This is a genomic window from Pseudomonas aestuarii (genome assembly GCF_027988105.1).
Taxonomy (GTDB): domain Bacteria; phylum Pseudomonadota; class Gammaproteobacteria; order Pseudomonadales; family Pseudomonadaceae; genus Aquipseudomonas; species Aquipseudomonas aestuarii.
The window spans coordinates 1-18,579 of record NZ_JAQJZJ010000016.1 but is presented as its reverse complement, the minus strand read 5'-3'; the positions used below and the strand labels follow the sequence as shown (position 1 = coordinate 18,579).

16 protein-coding genes are annotated in these 18,579 nt (G+C 61.0%); 10 read left to right on the top strand and 6 right to left on the bottom strand.

The features are described from left to right. Positions 1-11 precede the first annotated feature (11 nt). Genes PH586_RS22475 through PH586_RS22465 form a run of 3 tightly spaced genes read left to right on the top strand, consistent with a single transcriptional unit; the run spans position 12 to position 5,302 of the window. Positions 12-2,786: a sensor histidine kinase gene (locus PH586_RS22475; protein WP_271350041.1), complete on the top strand. Its 2,775-nt coding sequence runs from the start codon at positions 12-14 to the stop codon at positions 2,784-2,786. Beyond that, on the top strand, positions 2,783-3,154 hold the full coding sequence (locus PH586_RS22470; protein ID WP_271350040.1) for a response regulator transcription factor: 372 nt from the start codon (positions 2,783-2,785) through the stop codon (positions 3,152-3,154). The genes PH586_RS22475 and PH586_RS22470 overlap by 4 nt, the downstream gene beginning before the upstream one ends. Before the next feature lie 3 nt (positions 3,155-3,157). Beyond that, positions 3,158-5,302 (top strand): 3'-5' exonuclease, encoded by a 2,145-nt coding sequence (locus PH586_RS22465; protein WP_271350039.1) that lies wholly within the window; start codon positions 3,158-3,160, stop codon positions 5,300-5,302. 382 nt (positions 5,303-5,684) lie between these two features. Here the strand turns inward: PH586_RS22465 and PH586_RS22460 are convergent, their stop codons facing one another. From PH586_RS22460 to PH586_RS22440, 5 genes are all read right to left on the bottom strand, one after another. Next, complete coding sequence (locus tag PH586_RS22460) at positions 5,685-6,482, bottom strand: Crp/Fnr family transcriptional regulator (protein WP_271350038.1); 798 nt, start codon at positions 6,480-6,482, stop codon at positions 5,685-5,687. A gap of 106 nt (positions 6,483-6,588) precedes the next feature. Further along, on the bottom strand, positions 6,589-6,861 hold the full coding sequence (locus PH586_RS22455; protein ID WP_271350037.1) for a TfoX/Sxy family protein: 273 nt from the start codon (positions 6,859-6,861) through the stop codon (positions 6,589-6,591). 40 nt (positions 6,862-6,901) lie between these two features. Beyond that, positions 6,902-7,651 (bottom strand): class I SAM-dependent methyltransferase, encoded by a 750-nt coding sequence (locus PH586_RS22450; protein WP_271350036.1) that lies wholly within the window; start codon positions 7,649-7,651, stop codon positions 6,902-6,904. 2 nt (positions 7,652-7,653) lie between these two features. After that, positions 7,654-7,998, bottom strand: a complete 345-nt coding sequence (locus tag PH586_RS22445) for a pentapeptide repeat-containing protein (protein WP_271350035.1) — start codon at positions 7,996-7,998, stop codon at positions 7,654-7,656. An 85-nt stretch (positions 7,999-8,083) separates the two neighbouring features. Further along, positions 8,084-9,646, bottom strand: coding sequence for a bifunctional aminoglycoside phosphotransferase/ATP-binding protein (locus PH586_RS22440; protein ID WP_271350034.1), 1,563 nt, complete (start codon positions 9,644-9,646; stop codon positions 8,084-8,086). Between the two features lie 117 nt (positions 9,647-9,763). Between PH586_RS22440 and mrcB the strand changes: the two genes are divergently transcribed. Genes mrcB through PH586_RS22425 form a run of 3 tightly spaced genes read left to right on the top strand, consistent with a single transcriptional unit; the run spans position 9,764 to position 13,138 of the window. Then, positions 9,764-12,082, top strand: coding sequence for a penicillin-binding protein 1B (gene mrcB / locus PH586_RS22435; RefSeq protein WP_271350033.1), 2,319 nt, complete (start codon positions 9,764-9,766; stop codon positions 12,080-12,082). 16 nt (positions 12,083-12,098) lie between these two features. Next, complete coding sequence (locus tag PH586_RS22430; RefSeq protein ID WP_271350032.1) at positions 12,099-12,809, top strand: tetratricopeptide repeat protein; 711 nt, start codon at positions 12,099-12,101, stop codon at positions 12,807-12,809. Beyond that, positions 12,809-13,138, top strand: coding sequence for a YqcC family protein (locus PH586_RS22425; protein WP_271350031.1), 330 nt, complete (start codon positions 12,809-12,811; stop codon positions 13,136-13,138). Before PH586_RS22430 ends, PH586_RS22425 begins: the two co-directional genes overlap by 1 nt. A 37-nt stretch (positions 13,139-13,175) precedes the next feature. Here the strand turns inward: PH586_RS22425 and PH586_RS22420 are convergent, their stop codons facing one another. Further along, on the bottom strand, positions 13,176-13,610 hold the full coding sequence (locus PH586_RS22420; protein WP_271350030.1) for a DUF4124 domain-containing protein: 435 nt from the start codon (positions 13,608-13,610) through the stop codon (positions 13,176-13,178). Between the two features lie 494 nt (positions 13,611-14,104). Between PH586_RS22420 and PH586_RS22415 the strand changes: the two genes are divergently transcribed. The 4 genes from PH586_RS22415 (at position 14,105) to pssA (ending at position 18,360) form a co-directional block, all read left to right on the top strand. Then, positions 14,105-15,829 (top strand): acetolactate synthase 3 large subunit, encoded by a 1,725-nt coding sequence (locus tag PH586_RS22415; protein ID WP_271350029.1) that lies wholly within the window; start codon positions 14,105-14,107, stop codon positions 15,827-15,829. A 2-nt stretch (positions 15,830-15,831) separates the two neighbouring features. Beyond that, positions 15,832-16,323: an acetolactate synthase small subunit gene (gene ilvN, locus PH586_RS22410; protein ID WP_238042334.1), complete on the top strand. Its 492-nt coding sequence runs from the start codon at positions 15,832-15,834 to the stop codon at positions 16,321-16,323. 47 nt (positions 16,324-16,370) lie between these two features. Beyond that, positions 16,371-17,387 carry a ketol-acid reductoisomerase gene (gene ilvC, locus PH586_RS22405; RefSeq protein ID WP_238042333.1) on the top strand — a complete coding sequence of 339 codons (1,017 nt, stop codon included), beginning with the start codon at positions 16,371-16,373 and terminating at the stop codon, positions 17,385-17,387. 157 nt (positions 17,388-17,544) lie between these two features. Then, positions 17,545-18,360 carry a CDP-diacylglycerol--serine O-phosphatidyltransferase gene (gene pssA / locus PH586_RS22400; protein ID WP_271350028.1) on the top strand — a complete coding sequence of 272 codons (816 nt, stop codon included), beginning with the start codon at positions 17,545-17,547 and terminating at the stop codon, positions 18,358-18,360. Positions 18,361-18,579: the final 219 nt, after the last annotated feature.

Sequence of the window (18,579 nt, the reverse complement as noted above, 5' to 3'; positions counted from 1 at the left end):
AGGCGCTGCCCATGCCGCTCGCTGGCCTGATCCTGCTGACCTCCTGCGCCTACCTGGGCATCCTCTTCGCCATCGCCTACTGGGGTGACAAGCGCGCCGATGCCGGCCGCTCGATCATCGCCAATCCTTACATCTATGCGCTGTCGATGGCGGTGTACGCCACCTCCTGGACCTTCTACGGCAGCGTTGGCCGGGCGGCGGTCAGTGGCGTCGGCTTTCTGCCGATCTACCTCGGGCCGACCCTGATGGCGGCGCTGTTCTGGCTGGTGCTGCGCAAGATGATCCGCATCAGCAAGGCCAATCGCATCACCTCGATCGCCGACTTCATCGCCGCGCGCTATGGCAAGAGCGCGCTGCTGGGCGGACTGGTCACGCTGATCGCGGTGGTCGGGGTGATTCCCTATATCGCCCTGCAGCTCAAGGCGGTGTCCAGCAGCTTCCTGATTCTCTGGCAGTACCCGACTATCCAAATGCCGAACTCGGGCCAGGCGCTCGGCCCCCTGCAGGACACCGCGCTTTATGTGGCGCTGCTGTTGGCGACCTTCACCATCCTGTTCGGCACCCGCCACCTCGACGCGACCGAGCGCCATGAAGGCATGGTGGCGGCTATCGCGTTCGAGTCGCTGGTCAAGCTGCTGGCTTTTCTGGCGGTCGGTCTGTACGTCACCTTCGGCCTCTACCATGGTTTCGCCGACGTATTCGAGCAGGCCGCGCGTTTGCCCGATGTCGACCAGCTGCTGACCCTCGGCGGCCCTGCCGGGACTTATGGCTCCTGGGTTTCGCTGATTTTTCTGTCGATGCTGTCGATCCTGTTTCTGCCGCGCCAGTTCCAGATCAGCGTGGTCGAGAACGTCAACGAGAACCACGTGGCCAAGGCCATCTGGCTGTTTCCGCTGTACCTGCTGGCGATCAATATTTTCGTCCTGCCGATCACCTTCGCCGGCTTGATGCATTTTCCCGCCGGCACGGTGGATGCCGATACCTTCGTCCTCACCCTGCCCATGGCCCTGCGCCAGGAGTCGTTGGCGCTGCTGGTGTTCGTCGGTGGGCTGTCGGCCGCCACCGGCATGGTCATCGTCGAGACCATCGCGCTGTCGACGATGATCTGCAACGACCTGGCGATGCCGCTGCTGCTGCGCTGGAAGGCCCTCGGCCTGGCGCAGCGGGCGGACCTCTCGGGCTTGCTGCTGGGCATCCGCCGTGGCGCCATCCTGCTGTTGATGCTGCTCGGCTATGTGTATTACCGCGCGGCGGGCGAGGCCTACGCGCTGGTCTCGATCGGCCTGGTGTCGTTCGCCGCGGTGGCGCAGTTCGCCCCGGCGATGCTCGGCGGCATGTACTGGAAGCAGGGCACCCGCGCCGGCGCCTTGAGTGGCCTGTCGCTGGGCTTTCTGTTGTGGCTCTATACCCTGTTGCTGCCGGCGTTCGCCAAGTCCGGCTGGTTGCCGTTGAGTTTCATCGAGCAGGGGCCGCTGGCCATCGCCTGGCTCAAGCCGCTGGCGCTGTTCGGCCTGGCGGGGCTGGACGAGATCGGCCACTCGCTGTTCTGGAGCCTGCTGGCCAACCTCGGCGCCTATGTCGGCGTCTCGCTGTTCGGTCGGCAGAGCAGCCGCGAGCATGCCCAGGCGCTGCTGTTCGTCGATGCCTTCAAGGTCGCCGGACGCGGCTCCAGCCTGTGGCGCGGCAGCGCCTCGGTGACGGAGGTGATTGCCCTGGTCGGGCGCTTCCTCGGTCCGGCGCGGGCCCGCGAGGCCTTCGCCGGCTACGCGGCGCAGCGCGGCCTGGCGTCCGCTGCCGAGTTGGTGCCGGATGCCGATCTGGTGCACTTCGCCGAGCAACAACTGGCGGGTGCGATTGGTGCCGCCTCGGCGCGGGTGATGCTGGCCTCGGTGGTGCAGGAGGAGCCGCTGGGCATGGACGAGGTGCTCGGCATCCTCGACGAAGCCTCCCAGGTGCTCGCCTACAGCCGCCGCCTGGAGCAGCAGTCGCACGAACTTGAAGTCGCCACCGGCGAACTGCGCGCGGCCAATGCGCGGCTGCAGGAACTCGATCGCTTGAAGGACGACTTCATCTCCACCGTGACCCACGAACTGCGTACGCCGCTGACCTCGATCCGCGCCTTCTCCGAGATTCTCAACGACAACCCCGAGCTGGACCCAGCACAGCGCGCGCGCTTCGTCGGCATCATCGTCAAGGAGAGCGAGCGCCTGACGCGGATGATCAACCAGGTGCTGGACCTGGCCAAGCTCGAGTCGGGCCGTGCCGAATGGCACACCAGCGCGCTCGACCTGAAGGAGGTGATCGAGGACGCCCAGGCCACCACCAGCCAGCTGTTGCAGGAACAGGGCGTGGCACTGTGCCTTGAGCTGCCGGCGCAGATTCCGCCGGTGCTGGCCGACCGCGATCGCCTGCTGCAGGTGCTGCTCAATCTGATCGCCAATGCGGTGAAGTTCTGCGACCGCGAGGCGGGGCGCATCGGCATCGCCGTGCAGGTGCTGCCGGAGGCGTTGCAAGTGGACGTGCGTGACAACGGCTGCGGTATCGACCCGGCCGATCAGCAGACCATCTTCGAGAAGTTTCGCCAGGCCGGTGACAACCTCACCGAAAAGCCGCAGGGCACCGGTCTGGGGCTGCCGATCAGCCGGCAGATCATCGAGCACTTCGGCGGCCGGTTATGGGTGAACAGTGCGCGCGGACAGGGGGCGACCTTTTCCTTTACTCTGCCCTTGGGGCAGGCGAATGCGGCCGCGTCAGACGCGGGCCGCGAGACGGAGTATGGAGTATGAGCAAAACCGTATTAATCGCCGACGACGAACCGAACATCGTCATCTCGCTCGAGTTCCTGCTCGAGCAGGCCGGTTATCAGGTCATGGTGGCGCACGACGGTCAGGAGGCCCTGGAGTCCATTGAGCGGCAACCGCCTGATCTGGTGCTGCTCGATGTGATGCTGCCGCGTCTGAGCGGTTTCGACGTGTGCCAGAAGATCCGCGAGAATCCGGCTTGGCAGCACATGCGCATCGTCATGCTGACGGCCAAGGGCCGCGAGGTCGAAATCAGCAAGGGCTTGGCGCTGGGGGCCAATGCCTACATCACCAAGCCGTTCTCGACCCAGGAGTTGCTGGCGCAGATCGGCGCGCAGCTGGCGGTCGACTAGTCGATGAGTCCACGTCTGCGTTTCGCCTTCTGGCTGTCCATCCTCAGTCTGCTGCTTGGCAGTTTGCTGGCGCTTGCCGGCGGGCTGTTGTGGGCCGACCTGAACAGCCAGGAGCGCGCCGCCGTGCTCTCGCTGCTGGCCGGGCGTGGCGCGCTGTTGGTGGTGCTCTGCGGGCTGCTGCTGATTCCGTTCGGCGTGCTCCTGCGCCTGTGGCTGGCAGCCTACCCGGAGGTGGTGATCCGCCTGAGCGAGGAGGTCGGCATCATCCACCGGGTCAACCCCGCGCACCGCGTGGCTCTTACGGGCAGCCGCGACATGCGTCGGCTGGGTGCTGCCCTGAATGCCTTTGCCGAGGCGCATTGCGCCCTGCAGCGCGAGGTGGCGGTGCGTATCGAGGAAGCCAATGCCCGTCTCGAGCAGGAAAAGAATCGTCTGGCCGCGCTGATGTCGGAGCTCGACCAAAGCGTGCTGGTGTGTAATCGCGAGGGCCGCATCCTGCTCTACAACAGCAGCGCCAGCCTGTTGCTGGAGCCGGACGCCGCTGGCCCGGCTGGTGCGCCGGTTGGGTTGGGGCGCTCGATCTTTGGCATTCTCGACCAGCGCCTGATCGTGCATGCCCTGGAGCGGGTCAGGCAGCGTCTGCAGCAGGACAATCCCAGTCCGGTGGCGCATTTCGTCACGGCCCGTGGCGCCAATCTGTTGCGGGCGCAGATGGCCCCGGTGCTGGATCAGCAGGGCGAGCTGATCGGTTTCGTCCTGATCCTCGATGACATCACCCGCTCGGTCGAACTCAACAGTCGCCGCGATGCGCTGTTGCAGCAACTGACCGAAGGTACCCGGGCGGCGCTGGGCAATATTCGCGCGGCTGCGGAAACCGTCGAGCAATACCCGCAGATGGATGCCGAGCACCGCCAGCGCTTCGGTAAGGTGATCAGCGATGAGGCGCAGCGGCTTTCCCAGCATCTCGAACAGGTGCTGAGCCAGCATGCCGACCTGCTGCGCCCGCAGTGGCCGCTCGAGGACATGCTGGCGACCGATCTGCTGCTTGCCCTGCAGCGTAATTTTGCCGCCACGCTGGGTGTCACCGTCCGTTACCAGGGCGGCGACGAGTCGCTCTGGTTGAGCCTGGACAGCTATTCCCTGGTGCAGGCGCTGACTCAGTTGATGGGCGCCATGGTCGCCACGCTGGGCATTCGCGAGGTGACGTTCGAACTGGCCGTCGAAGGCCGTTTCGTACGCCTGGCCCTGCGCTGGAGCGGGATGGCGCTCGACCCCCAGCAGTTGCATGAGTGGGAGCAGCGGTCGTGCAGTCCGGTTGCCGAAGACGATGCCGCCGCGTCTACCCTCAAGGAGGTGCTGGAGCGGCACGGCGGCGAACTCTGGTGCCAGGCCGATGCGCTCAGCGGCGATAATCGCCTGTATCTGCAGTTGCCGGTGAGCCAGCCGGAAGTGCAGGCGCCGCTTCCCGCCCGGGTTCAGGGGCGCCCGGTGTATTACGACTTCGACCTGTTCAGCCAGCCGGGGCAGACCCCCGAACTCGACGAACTGCCGTTGCGCGAGTTGGCCTACACCGTGTTCGACACCGAAACCACCGGGCTAGCGCCATCCGAGGGTGACGAAATTATCTCGATCGGTGCGGCGCGTATCGTCAATGGCCGGCTGCTGATGCAGGAATGCTTCGAGCAATTGATCGACCCGCACCGCGCGATTCCGCGCGAGTCACAGCTGATACATGGCCTCTCGCCACAGATGCTGGCGGGGCAGCCGAGCATCGGCGAGGTGTTGCCGTTGTTTCAGCGCTTTGCCGAAGATACGGTGCTGGTGGCCCACAACGCCGCCTTCGACATGCGCTTCCTGCAACTCAAGGAGGCGCAGACCGGCATCCGCTTTATCCAGCCCGTACTCGATACCTTGCTGCTGTCCGCCCTGGTGCATCCGGGGCATGCCGCCGACGAACATCGCCTGGAGCAGATCGCCGCCCGCCTCGGTGTGCCTGTGGTGGGCCGGCATACCGCGCTGGGCGATGCCATGGTCACGGGCGAGGTGTTCCTCAAGCTGATCCCCTTGCTGGCCGAACGTGGCATTCACACCCTCAAGCAGGCGCGCGAGGCATCGCGCAAGACCCTCTACGCCAAGCTCGAATATTGAGCGCAGGTTAAGCGCCGGGCTCGACGCGGCGTAGGGTGGTCGGGCAGTGTCCCGCTTCGGCTCACCACCGCGTCCTCACTTAGGCGCTGGACGATCGGGCGGCGAGCACTTTCTGCTGGGCAAATTCTGCCGGGCAAAAAAAGACCCGGCAAGAGCCGGGTCAAACCGTGATTAGCCTGATGAGGAGATAATCTGAAGAGGCCGATTGCAGGTCTCTTGAGCTTATCCGCCGATCTCGCGACCAGCTGTTGCCAATGATAGAGATTATCATTTGCAAGTCAATCGCCTTTGCCGAAATAATTCCTGGCCGTTGCCTGGGGCGGGACAGAAACAGCAAACCCGGCGCATGGCCGGGTTTTCGAGTGCGACGCGCAACAGGCTGTCAGGCGGTTTCAGGCAGGCGCAGCTGGGTCACTTCCTTGTTCAACAGGTCGATCCGCCGCGCCATGCTCTCTATCAGGCTGTGGGCAATACGCGGGTTGCTCTGCATCAGGCTGAGGAACTGCTCCTTGGGGATCACCATCACCGTGCAAGGTTCGTCGGCTAGCACGGTGGCACTGCGCTTCTCGCGGGTGAAGACGGCCATGGCGCCGAAGATCTCGTCTTTCTGTACGTCACCGACCTTGTGCCCGTCGACATAGGCGGTGGCGTGGCCCTCGATGATGATGAACACATGATCGGCGGCATCGCCCTGTTGGATCAATTCTTCACCGGCGGCGAAGTGCTGGAAGCCTGTCGCGGGACGGATTTCCGGTTGCTTGAGGCGCGCCAGAGCGTCAGATAGCAGGGCGGTGTGGCCGATCAGGTACTGGATGAACAGCTCCTGGCGCGGCTCGCTGACATAGATGTGCTTGAACACCTCACTGCGCGAATAAGGGATCAGGCTGAGCGACTCTTCGCTGCTGTAGCGGCAGCTGGGCAGATCGATGCCCTGGCGCAGGCCGACCAGGTCACCTTCCTGTAGGTAGAACAGCGGGCGGTCATCGACCGAGGCATGCAGCAAGCCATTCTCGATAATGAACAGCTGGTTCTCCGGCAGTTCTTGAGCCAGGTCCTCGGCGCGCTCCAGTTGCAGGGCGTCCCCGCAGGGGGTCAGGCCTTCCAATAACTGGGTGGGGATGCTTTGCAGTCGGTTGATCAGTTGGTCGGCGTAAGCCGGTTGCTCCCCGAGTAAATACATGAGCGTAATTCCTTGAACTGGCTAGTCTGGCTAAAGCGCACGAACGTCCCTGAGACAATAGGCGGTGCCAGGTCATAGGTAAATCACTGTGCGCGGAGGTTGTGAGCTAGCTCTTGTTGTCTGTCGGACAAACATCGAGCCGACCATTCAGTTCGGCTTTGTGGGCGGGCGGCAATTCACTCCAGTGCACATCGAGCAAGGCGCCCTCAATGGCATAGAGCAAAACCTTGGATGCGCGAAAACCGCGCGCACGTACCGCGCGGTAAGCATCGACCGCACCTAGCCTGCGCAGATCGTTGGCGCTGTGGATGCCGACGGCATGCAGCCATTGTGCGGAGGTTTTGCCAAGGTTCTTCAAATGTTGTAATTCGTCATTCATCGAGCCTCCTTGCGCTGTTGGCGAGCAGTTGATCAAACACTCAGTGCGCGATGCCTACCAGCAAGTGTAGTGGCCAACGGACAAAGCGTGGCTGCTTGATATCGCCCCAGGCCCTGAGTAGCGCAGGCTCCAGTTCGCTGACCGGATCGCGGCCCTGTTGGCGCTCCCAGTATTGCACAGCCGACCAGGTGCGCAGATAGCCGGTCAGCTGGGGAAAACTCCAGTGTGCCTCGATGGCAAACTCAGGTGGTTCGAGGCGCGGGAAGGGCATCTGGATATCACGGTAGCCACTGTCGACGCTGGCGCGCCCTGGTGGCCAATAGCCGCCGAGAGTGTTCCGGTAAAAGTCGTCGATCAGTTCATCCAGAGGGCTATCTATGCGCATCAGGCTGTAGCACCAGGCGCCGAACAGGCCGCCGGGTTTGAGTAGTCGCCTGACCTCGGCGAAGAAAGCCGGGGTGGCGAACCAGTGCAGGGCCTGGGCGACCACGATCAAATCGAGGCTGGCGCTGATCAGGGGTTGGGCTTCGGCCTTGGCGGCGAACAGGCTGATGCCGGCGGGCGTTTCGGCGGCACGCAGTTGATCGAGACTGGCATCGCAGGCCAGCACTTGGGCAAAGTGCCGACGCAATGGCACGCTTGCCTGGCCATTGCCGCAGGCGATGTCCAGGGCGTATTGCCGTTCGGAGCAGTGGCTGGCCAGCCAGTCGAACAGGGCGGCCGGGTAGTGTGGGCGGAAACTGGCATAGGCCCCGGCATTGGCGCCGAACAGTTGGGCAATTTCGCTCATGTTCATCGCGTGCGGTAGCGCAGGCGCGTGCCGAAATTAACCGACATGAGTATCTCGTCGGCGCTCAGGTCGGCTGGGAAGTAGGCGCCGGAAATCTGTGCATGGGCCAGACTGGCGCCTTCAAGTAGGGCTTCGCGCAAATCAAGCCCGCGCAGATCCGTGCCGCGAAAGTAGGCGTCGCTGAAGTTAATGCGCTTGGCGTCGATAGCGCGTAAGTCAAGTCCGCGAAAGTCGCCATTGCACAGGTCCACCTCGCCGTCCTTGGGTTTCTGGGCATTGAAGCCGGCAATGTCTTCATTTTGCAGCAGGTGGTAGAGCGGGCTATCGAGGTGACAAGGCTGGCTCATGAGCGGGACGTCCGTGGTGGGGTCCCTGCCAGTATAGAAGCCGCGACGCGCTTTGCCCGTCGCGGCTGTTTAGCTGTCGCGGCGCTTACAGCCCTGGCAGGTGCTGACGAATCCGCGCGACCAGGCTGTCCAGGCTGGCGCTTTCATGGGTGTCGACCCGCGTGCTGTGGGCGAGTTCGTCCTGGCCGAGAGCCTCGCGGTTGGCTTGCTGGGCCTTGATCACGTCCATCGTCGCGTCGGAGGGATCCTGGGCCTGATCCTGGCGTAGTGCCAGCCAGCTGGCGATCACGGCGTCGGGGGCGTGGCAGTCGAGAATCAGGAAGGGCACGCCGGTGTCTTCGGCAATCTGGCAGGCCGCCTGGCGCTGCGCCTGCTTGAGGTAGGTGGCATCGATCACCACCGGGAAACCGGCGTGCAGCGCGGCATCGGCCAGTTGATGCAGGCGTTGGTAGGTTGCATCACTGGCGGTCTGGTTGTAGATGCCGGCGCCCAATTGGTCTTTGTCGGCGCTGTTCTGTTCGCCGAACAGGCGCTTGCGCTCGACGTCCGAACGTAGGCGGATGGCCCCCAGGGCTTCGACCAGGCGCATGGCCACGTGGCTCTTGCCAACAGCGGAAACCCCATGGGTAATGGCCAGCAAGCGCGACGGGATAGCGCTGTAGCTCTCCGCCAGCACGGCGTAGCGGCGGTATTGGCGCAGGATTACTGCGCGCTGGACCGCATCGGTCTCCTGGCCGAGGCGGAACAGGCTGACTTTGCCACGCACCATGGCGCGGTAGGCCTTGTAGAAGTTCAGCAATTCAAGCGCCGCATAGTCGCCGGTACGCTCCAGCCAGGCGCTGACGAAACGTCGGGAGAAGGCCTTGAGGCCACGGTCTTCCAGGTCCATGGCGAGGAAGGCGGCGTCCGAGGCGATATCGATCAGGCGAAAGGGTTCGTTGAATTCGATGCAGTCGAACAGCACTACCTCGCCGTCGAGCAGGGTGACGTTGCCCAGGTGGATATCGCCATGGCATTCGCGAATGAAGCCTTCGGCCTTGCGCCGCGCCAGCAGTGGCTCGAGCCGGGAAAAACTGCTCTCAGCCCAGGCTTGCAGAGCATCGAGTTGCTGCAGGTCGGCCTTGTCCGAGAGCAGTGGGCGGATCTGTTCGAAATTCTGCCTGACTGGCGCCATTACCGCTTCTGGTGAACCCAGCTCATGGGTCAGGGGTACCTGTGGTGCGTCGAGATGGAACAGGGCAATCTGTTCAGCCAGCGCATCGACATGCGCCTCACTGAGTTCGCCGCGTGCCTGCACCTCGGCGAGCAACTGGTCCTGAGGGAACTGGCGCATTTTCAGGGCGTACTCGATGACTGGGCCATCGCCACCCAGTTGCGGTGCGTCGATACTGCCGCTGATCGGCAGGACTTCCAGGTACAGGCCTTGAGTGAGGCGCTGATTGAGACGTAACTCTTCCTTGCAGAAGTGTTCGCGAGCGGCCAGTTCGGTGAAGTCGAGGAAGCCGAAATTAACCGGTTTCTTGATCTTGTAGGCGTAGGGGCCGGTCAACACCACCCAGGAGATATGCGTCTCGATGACCTGGAAAGCCTCTACCGGATGGGGGTATAGGGCCGGGTTCTGCAGGGCGGCAATCAGGGCTTGGCTCACGGGCGATCCTTGGCTTTCAAACAAATAAGAGGCGGGCATTATGGCCGTTGAGAGCCGCTGTGCAAACCGCCGGACTGCGCCTGCTTGTCCTCGGTAAAGTGCGTATAATGCCGCGCCATGACTCGTACCCGATCTCCTCGTTCTCGTTCAAAGCGCCGCTCGCGTGGCATGCGCCCCTGGTTGGGCTGGGCTTTCAAGCTTGGTCTGGTTGGCTTGGTGGTGTTCGCCGGCTTTGCGGTTTACCTCGATGCAGTGGTGCAGGAGAAGTTTTCCGGCAAGCGCTGGACCGTCCCGGCCAAGGTCTATGCCAGGCCGCTGGAGCTGTTCGTCGGCCAGAAACTGACCAAGAGTGACTTCCTCCAGGAGCTGGACGCCCTCGGTTATCGCCGGGAGAGTGCGGCCAATGGTCCGGGCGCCGTGTCGGTAGCCGGTAATAATCTCGAGTTGCACACGCGCGGCTTCCAATTCTATGAAAGCCGTGAGCCGTCACAGCAGGTCCGCGTGCGTTTTTCCGGCGATTACGTCGCCGGCCTGAGCCAGGCCAATGGCAGCAGCCTGGCTGTGGCTCGATTGGAACCGATGTTGATCGGTGGATTGTACCCGGCCCATCAGGAAGACCGCTTGCTGATCAAGCTGGAGCAGGTGCCGCCCTATCTGGTGGAAACCCTGGTAGCGGTCGAAGATCGCGAGTTTTTCAATCATTGGGGTGTGTCGCCCAAGTCGATTGCGCGCGCCGTTTGGGTCAATGCCACGGCCGGGCAGGTTGTCCAGGGCGGCAGCACCTTGACTCAACAGCTGGTGAAGAATTTCTACCTGAGCAATGAGCGCAGCCTGATCCGCAAGGCCACCGAGGCCATGATGGCGGTGCTGCTCGAGCTGCATTACGACAAGCAGGATATTCTCGAGGCCTATCTCAACGAGGTTTTTCTGGGCCAGGACGGCGCCCGCGCGGTGCATGGTTTCGGCTTGGCCAGTCAGTACTTCTTCAGTCAGCCGCTGGCCGAGTTGAAGCTCGAGCAGGTGGCTCTGCTGGTCGGTATGGTCAAGGGCCCAACCTATTACAACCCGCGGCGCAATCCCGAACGGGCCATGGTGCGGCGTAATCTGGTGATTGATGTGCTGGTCCAGCAGGGCGTGGTAACGCTCGAGCAGGCGGTTGCGGCCAAGCAGAAGCCGCTCGGCGTGACCCAGCGCGGCAGCATGGCCGATAGCTCGTACCCGGCGTTCCTCGATCTGGTTAAGCGCCAGTTGCGTGAGGATTACCGCGAAGAGGATTTGACCGAAGAAGGTCTGCGTATTTTTACCAGCTTTGACCCGATTCTCCAGCTCAAGGCCGAAAGCGCCCTGGCCGACTCGCTGAAACGCCTGTCCGGGCGCAAGGGGGTGGACAAGGTTGAGGCCGGAATGGTCGTGACCAACCCGGAAACTGGCGAAGTGCAGGTGCTTATTGGGAGTCGCCAGCCGGGCTATGCCGGCTTCAATCGCGCCCTGGATGCACTGCGACCGATCGGCTCCTTGGTCAAGCCGGCGATCTACCTGGCTGCATTGGAACGTCCAAGCCAGTACACCTTGACCAGTTTTCTGGAGGATAAACCCTTCTCGATCAAGGGGCAGGACGGCCAAGTCTGGAGCCCGCAAAACTATGATCACAAGTCTCACGGCACCGTCTACCTGTACCAGGGGCTGGCCCACTCCTACAACTTGTCCAGTGCCAAGCTGGGGCTGGAACTGGGCGTGCCGAACGTACTCAAAACTCTTGAGCGTCTGGGAGTTGCGCGCCAATGGCCGGCCTATCCATCGATGTTGCTGGGCGCTGGCGCGCTGACTCCAATGGAGGTGGCGGGTATGTATCAGACCATGGCCAACGGCGGCTTCAACACCCCTTTGCGAGGTATCCGTAGCGTGCTGACTGCCGACGGTGAGCCACTCAAGCGCTATCCTTATCAGATTCAGCAACGTTTCGATGGCGGGGCGATATACCTGCTGCAAAACGCCATGCAACGCACCATGCGTGAGGGGACCGGACGTTCGGTCTACAGCCGCTTGCCCAGCTCATTGGCATTGGCTGGCAAGACCGGCACCAGTAATGATTCGCGTGACAGCTGGTTCGCCGGCTTCAGTCAGGATTTGCTGGCGGTGGTCTGGCTCGGTCGCGATGATAATGGCCCGACACCGCTGACGGGTGCGAGTGGCGCCTTGCAGGTGTGGACGGATTTCATGATCAAGGCCGATCCGCTGCCGCTGGATATGCCGTTGCCGGATAACGTGGTCCAGGCGTGGGTAAATGCCGCCAGTGGCCAGGGATCCGATCCGAGCTGCCCGAATGCCGTGCAGATGCCGTATATTCGCGGCAGTGAGCCCGTCCCTGGTCAGGCCTGTGGTATTCAGGCCCCGGTCGATTCGGTGATGGATTGGGTACGTGGTTGGTTGGATTAAGTGAAGAGGGTGTGACGTGATTAAGTGGTTGATTCCTGCTTTAACCGCCTCGGCAGTGCTGGGCGGTTGTGCCAGTGTGCCGCGCGGCTCCATCCCTGTTGTCGATGCCAGCTCTTCTGTTTATGGCCAGCAGCAGGCTGGTGCGGGTGGTTATGGCCGTTCGACTGCCCAGTCGCCGCAGAGCCAGCCGCAGGATTCCGGCGTGGTGGTGATGGTGCCCGGTGCCGCTGGCAGTTCGGCGCCGATTCAAACGTTTCCGGCCCCGAGCTCGCCGATTGGTGGAGATGGGGGCGGCCAGCCTTTCAGTACGGCCCCCGTCATCAGCGAGTCAGGTTACGGCTCGCCGTCGCCTTCGATGCCGAGTGGGATACCGAGCGCCGGCGGCTTGGCCGCCGATGAACAGCTGGATGGTCCGGTGCTGGCATTGCTCACCGCCGCCCAGCAGCAGCAAGGCAGTGGTGACCTGAATGGTGCCGCGTCCAGTCTGGAGCGTGCCCAACGTATAGCTCCACGCGAGCCGCAGGTGCTCTATCGTCTGGCTGAAGTGCGTTTGGCCCAAGGCGACGCGGCCCAGGCCGAGCAGTTCGCTCGTCGTGGCCTGAGCTATGCCAGTGGCCGCCCAGCACTGCAGGCCAGCTTATGGAACCTGATTGCCCAGGCGCGTGAGCGTCAGGGCGATCCCGTCGGGGCGGCGCAGGCCCGTGAGCGGGCGCGGGTCAGCCTCTAATGGACGCTCGTGTACCGGCGATTGCACAGCAGTTATTGCTGATCGAGCGTGAGTTGCGGTTGCAGGGCTGGTGGGATGATCAGGCGCCGAGCGACCAGGCGCTGGCCAGTCAGCAACCTTTTTGCGTCGATACGCTGGCGTTCGAGCAATGGCTGCAGTGGATTTTCCTGCCACGCATGAAGAACCTGCTCGAGAGCGGTGCCCCGCTGCCAGAGGCGTGCGGCATTCAACCAATGGCTGAACAGGTCTATGGCGAACGCAGTGAGCAGGCCCGCGTTCTAATCAGGTTGCTTGGTGAGTTCGACCAGCTGATTTGTGGTGCGGCCTGAGGCCGCATCCCCTCCAGAGCATTGTCCGCGTGGCGGGTTACTTGCAGTTCTTGCCGATGGCCTGCTTGGCTTCACTGATGCGCTGCTGCCGTTCTTCTTCGTTCAGGCGACGTACTTCGCCGTCGACTTCGACACGCACGCGCGGATTGTTTTCCAGCTGTGACAGACTGGTTCGCACGGTTTCGCAGTATTTCTTACGCTCTATTTCCTGGCTTGCGACTTCCTGCTTCACTTTCTCATCGATAGCGGCTTGCTCCGGGTCGGCGATGCGCTCGAAGGTTGGCGTTGCAACAGATTCGACAGTCTTCGCTGGTGGGGCGGCGGTATTGATGGTGGTGGCTTGCTGGCCTTGTGGCGGCTGCGCGCCAAAATGAGTGACCCCTTGTGCATCGACCCATTTGTATACCTGGCTGGCCATGACGCTTGCGCTCAGGGCGAGCAGCAAGCTACTGGTGAGGATCATACGGCGCATGCTGTTTCCTTTTTAAGAGCGGCGATACCTGGTGGCTACTATAACCAAAACGGTGGAATCGTCATCCTGCGCTGTGTCACAGCACGTGGGCATTTGATCGACTATTTGCCCCTGCTCCGCAAGCGCAAGCCACGGGGTGCTGGCTCAGTTCGGTAGATCAGCGAAAATACCCCCCTGATTGCAGAATCCATCACGGATGACTTGACTTGCCCTCGACGAATCAGAACAATTCGACGTTCGCTGTAGTGGAGTCCGCCGCAAGCAGGCTTTAGCTCAGCAGACATGAGGCGCGTACCCGCGCCGACCTGTTTCACCCGTAACGCGTTACCTCGCGCTGGGTGGGAAGACTCCGCAACACTTTGGAGTATTCCCAATACTTGCTCAGTAGTAGCTGACGTAGTCGGCGACCACCGTCGCTCATGCTCTGCTTGGCAGTAAACCTATTTTAGACCGCCTCCTTCTGGGCGGTTTCTGGCGTTTTAGAGGTGAACAACGTGGAGCTTTTATCCGGCGCTGAAATGGTCGTCCGCTTCTTGCGTGACGAAGGCGTTAAGAATATTTATGGCTACCCTGGTGGTGCCCTGCTGCATATCTATGACGCCCTGTTCAAGGAGCCGGAAGTCAATCACATCCTGGTTCGTCACGAGCAGGCGGCGACGCACATGGCTGACGGTTATGCCCGTGCCACTGGTAAAGCCGGCGTGGTGCTGGTGACCTCCGGGCCTGGTGCGACCAATGCCATTACCGGCATTGCCACCGCCTACATGGATTCCATTCCGATGGTGGTGTTGTCTGGCCAGGTGCCGAGCAACATGGTTGGGACCGATGCCTTCCAGGAAACCGATATGATCGGTATCTCCCGGCCGATCGTGAAGCACAGCTTCATGATCAAGCATGCCTCGGAAATTCCAGAAGTCATGAAGAAAGCCTTCTATCTGGCGCAATCCGGTCGTCCCGGTCCGGTTGTCGTGGATATTCCGAAGGACATGACCAATCCAGCGGAAAAATTCGAATACGTCTACCCAAAGAAGGTCAAGCTGCGCTCCTACAGCCCGGCACTGCGTGGCCATTCCGGTCAGATCCGCAAGGCGGCGGAACTGCTCCTGAGCGGCAAGCGGCCGATCCTCTATGCGGGCGGCGGCGTGATCATGGGCGGCGCAGCATCACCGCTGACCGAACTGGCGCAGATGCTCAACCTGCCGGTGACCAATACCCTGATGGGCTTGGGTGGCTACCCAGGTACCGATCGTCAATTCCTCGGCATGCTTGGCATGCACGGCAGCTACACCGCCAACCTGGCCATGCATCATGCGGATGTGATCCTCGCTGTCGGCGCCCGTTTTGATGATCGGGTTATCAATGGGGCCAGCAAGTTCTGCCCGAACGCCAAGATCATCCACATCGACATCGACCCGGCTTCGATCTCCAAGACCATTAAGGCGGACATCCCGATCGTTGGCCCGGTGGAGAGTGTGCTGACCGAGATGGTCGCGATTCTCAAGGAGATCGGCGAGACCCCAAGCAAAGAGGCGCTCGCCAGTTGGTGGAAGCAGATCGAGGAGTGGCGTGGCAGTCGCGGCATGTTCCCCTACGACAAGGGTGACGGCAGCATCATCAAGCCGCAGACCGTCATCGAGATGCTCAGTGAAGTGACTCATGGCGATGCCTTCGTCACTTCCGACGTCGGTCAGCACCAGATGTTCGCGGCCCAGTACTATCGCTTCAATAAACCCAATCGCTGGATCAACTCCGGCGGCCTGGGCACCATGGGTTTTGGTTTCCCTGCGGCAATGGGTGTCAAGCTCAGCTTTCCCGATGCTGACGTAGCTTGCGTGACTGGCGAAGGCAGTATCCAGATGAACATTCAGGAGCTTTCGACCTGTCTGCAGTACGATCTGCCGGTGAAAATCGTCAACTTGAACAATGGCGCCCTCGGCATGGTGCGTCAGTGGCAGGACATGAACTACGGCAGCCGCCATTCGCATTCCTACATGGAGTCGCTGCCCGATTTCGTCAAGCTGGCGGAAGCCTATGGCCATGTCGGCATGCGTATCACCGATCTGAAAGACTTGAAGCCGAAGATGGAGGAGGCGTTCGCGCTGAAAGACCGTCTGGTGTTCCTCGATATTCAGGTCGATACCAGTGAGCACGTCTATCCGATGCATATCAAAGACGGTGCGATGCGCGATATGTGGCTGAGCAAGACGGAGCGTACTTAATCATGCGACACATTATTTCCCTGCTGCTGGAAAACGAACCAGGCGCCTTGTCCCGTGTGGTCGGTCTGTTCTCGCAGCGCAACTACAACATCGAAAGTCTGACCGTGGCACCTACCGAAGACCCGACCTTGTCGCGCCTGACGTTGACCACGGTAGGCCACGATGAGGTGATCGAGCAGATCACCAAGAACCTCAACAAACTGATCGAAGTGGTCAAGTTGGTCGACCTGTCAGAGAGCGCGCACATCGAGCGCGAACTGATGCTGGTCAAGGTCAAGGCGACCGGCGCCCAGCGTGCCGAGGTCAAGCGCACCACCGATATCTTCCGCGGACAGATTGTTGACGTAAATACCAGCGTCTACACCATTCAGCTGGCCGGCACGAGCGACAAGCTGGACAGCTTTATCCAGGCAATTGGCGCCGCCGCAATCCTGGAAACCGTACGTAGTGGTGTCACGGGTATTGCCCGTGGCGACAAAGTACTCAGCATCTAAATCTTTAGCGAACGGCCTTAGAGGCCAGGTAATAAGGGGAATTTTCCATGAAAGTGTATTACGACAAAGACTGCGACCTCTCGATCATCCAGGGCAAGAAAGTCGCCATCATCGGTTACGGTTCCCAGGGCCATGCCCAGGCGTGCAACCTGAAAGACTCCGGCGTTGACGTCACTGTCGGCCTGCGCAAAGGTTCTGCCACTGTAGCCAAGGCCGAAGCCCATGGTCTGAAAGTGACCGACGTTGCTTCTGCTGTAGCGGCTGCAGATCTGGTGATGATCCTCACTCCGGACGAGTTCCAGTCCCAGTTGTACAAGAACGAAATCGAGCCGAATATCAAGAAAGGCGCCACCCTGGCCTTCTCCCATGGTTTCGCGATCCACTACAATCAGGTTGTGCCGCGTGCCGACCTCGACGTGATCATGATCGCACCCAAGGCTCCGGGGCACACCGTGCGTTCCGAGTTCGTCAAGGGCGGCGGTATTCCTGACCTGATCGCTATCTATCAGGATGCTTCCGGCAATGCCAAGAACGTCGCACTGTCCTACGCTTCGGGCGTGGGCGGCGGTCGTACCGGCATTATCGAAACCACCTTCAAGGACGAGACCGAAACCGACCTGTTCGGCGAGCAGGCTGTTCTCTGTGGTGGTTGTGTCGAGTTGGTCAAGGCTGGCTTCGAGACTCTGGTGGAAGCTGGTTATGCACCGGAAATGGCCTACTTCGAGTGTCTGCACGAGCTGAAGTTGATCGTGGACCTCATGTACGAAGGCGGTATCGCCAACATGAACTACTCAATCTCCAATAACGCCGAGTACGGCGAGTATGTGACCGGTCCGGAAGTGATCAACGCCGAGTCCCGTCAAGCCATGCGCAACGCTCTCAAGCGCATTCAAGACGGCGAATATGCCAAGATGTTCATCCAGGAAGGCGCTGCCAACTACCCGTCGATGACTGCCTATCGTCGCAATAATGCGGCCCATGGTATCGAGGTGGTAGGTGAGAAGCTGCGCTCCATGATGCCGTGGATCACTGCCAACCAGATCGTCGACAAGACCAAGAACTAAGGTCTGTCCATGTGAGAAAAAACGCGGCCAATGCCGCGTTTTTTCATTCTGATCCAAGGCTTCTGGTATAAAGCCTGATTATTGAGTCAAAGCTGGCGGCGAACCCTGATTGGCAACGTCTGTCGAAATTCTCCAAATCAGTTGCAAGGTGTTGTTCATGAGCGAACGTCCAGAAGAGCCCCAATCGGCCCCAGACGCCGAAAGCTTGCTACCCATCGATGAGCATGTAGAGGAGGGGCACGATGCCGAAGGTCGCAAAGTCCGTCATCGCGGCATCTACCTTTTGCCCAACCTGTTCACTACCGCAAATCTGTTTGCTGGCTTCTACTCCATCATCAATGCAATAAACGGCAACTTCTATGTGGCTGCGGCTGCCGTGTTCGTGGCCATGGTGCTGGACAGTCTCGATGGTCGGGTGGCGCGACTGACCAATACACAAAGTGCGTTCGGCGCCGAATATGACTCATTGTCCGATATGGTCGCCTTCGGCGTAGCGCCCGCTTTGCTGGCCTTCGAGTGGGCGCTGGGCAGTATGGGTAAGGTTGGCTGGATGGTCGCTTTCATCTACGTCGCTGGCGCGGCACTACGCCTGGCTCGCTTCAATACGCAGATAGGTAGTGCAGACAAGCGCTATTTCATTGGCTTGGCTAGCCCGGCTGCGGCTGGCGTTGTTGCCGGTACTGTGTGGGCCTTCAGTGACTTCGGCATCCAGGGCTCCAACATGGCCTTTGTAATAGCCATCCTAGTGGCAGCTGCGGGCATGCTGATGGTCAGCAATATCAAGTACCACAGCTTCAAAGATCTCGATCTGAAGGGGCGGGTGCCCTTCGTGGCCATCCTGGCGGTGGTGTTGGTTTTCGCTGTGGTGTTCAGTGATCCTCCACGCATTCTGCTGATCATCTTCCTGGCCTATGCAGCCTCTGGACCGGTGCAGTACTTGTTGCAGTTACGGCGCCGTAAAACTGCGGAGTAAGCGCCGGTCATAGTATTGCCACAAGGCCGCTGATGGGTTTCATCAGCGGCCTTGTCGTATCTATGGCCTGTCTTCTGGCTATGTCCGAGTGCTGTATCAGCGTGTAAAGATGGTGTTTGCATGACAATGGGCATTAATATCCATAAAACTGAAATAATTGGTTGACGTAGTTTCTGCTGGGCCTATAATCCGCACCTCTTCTGGCGCAGGCCTCTCGGT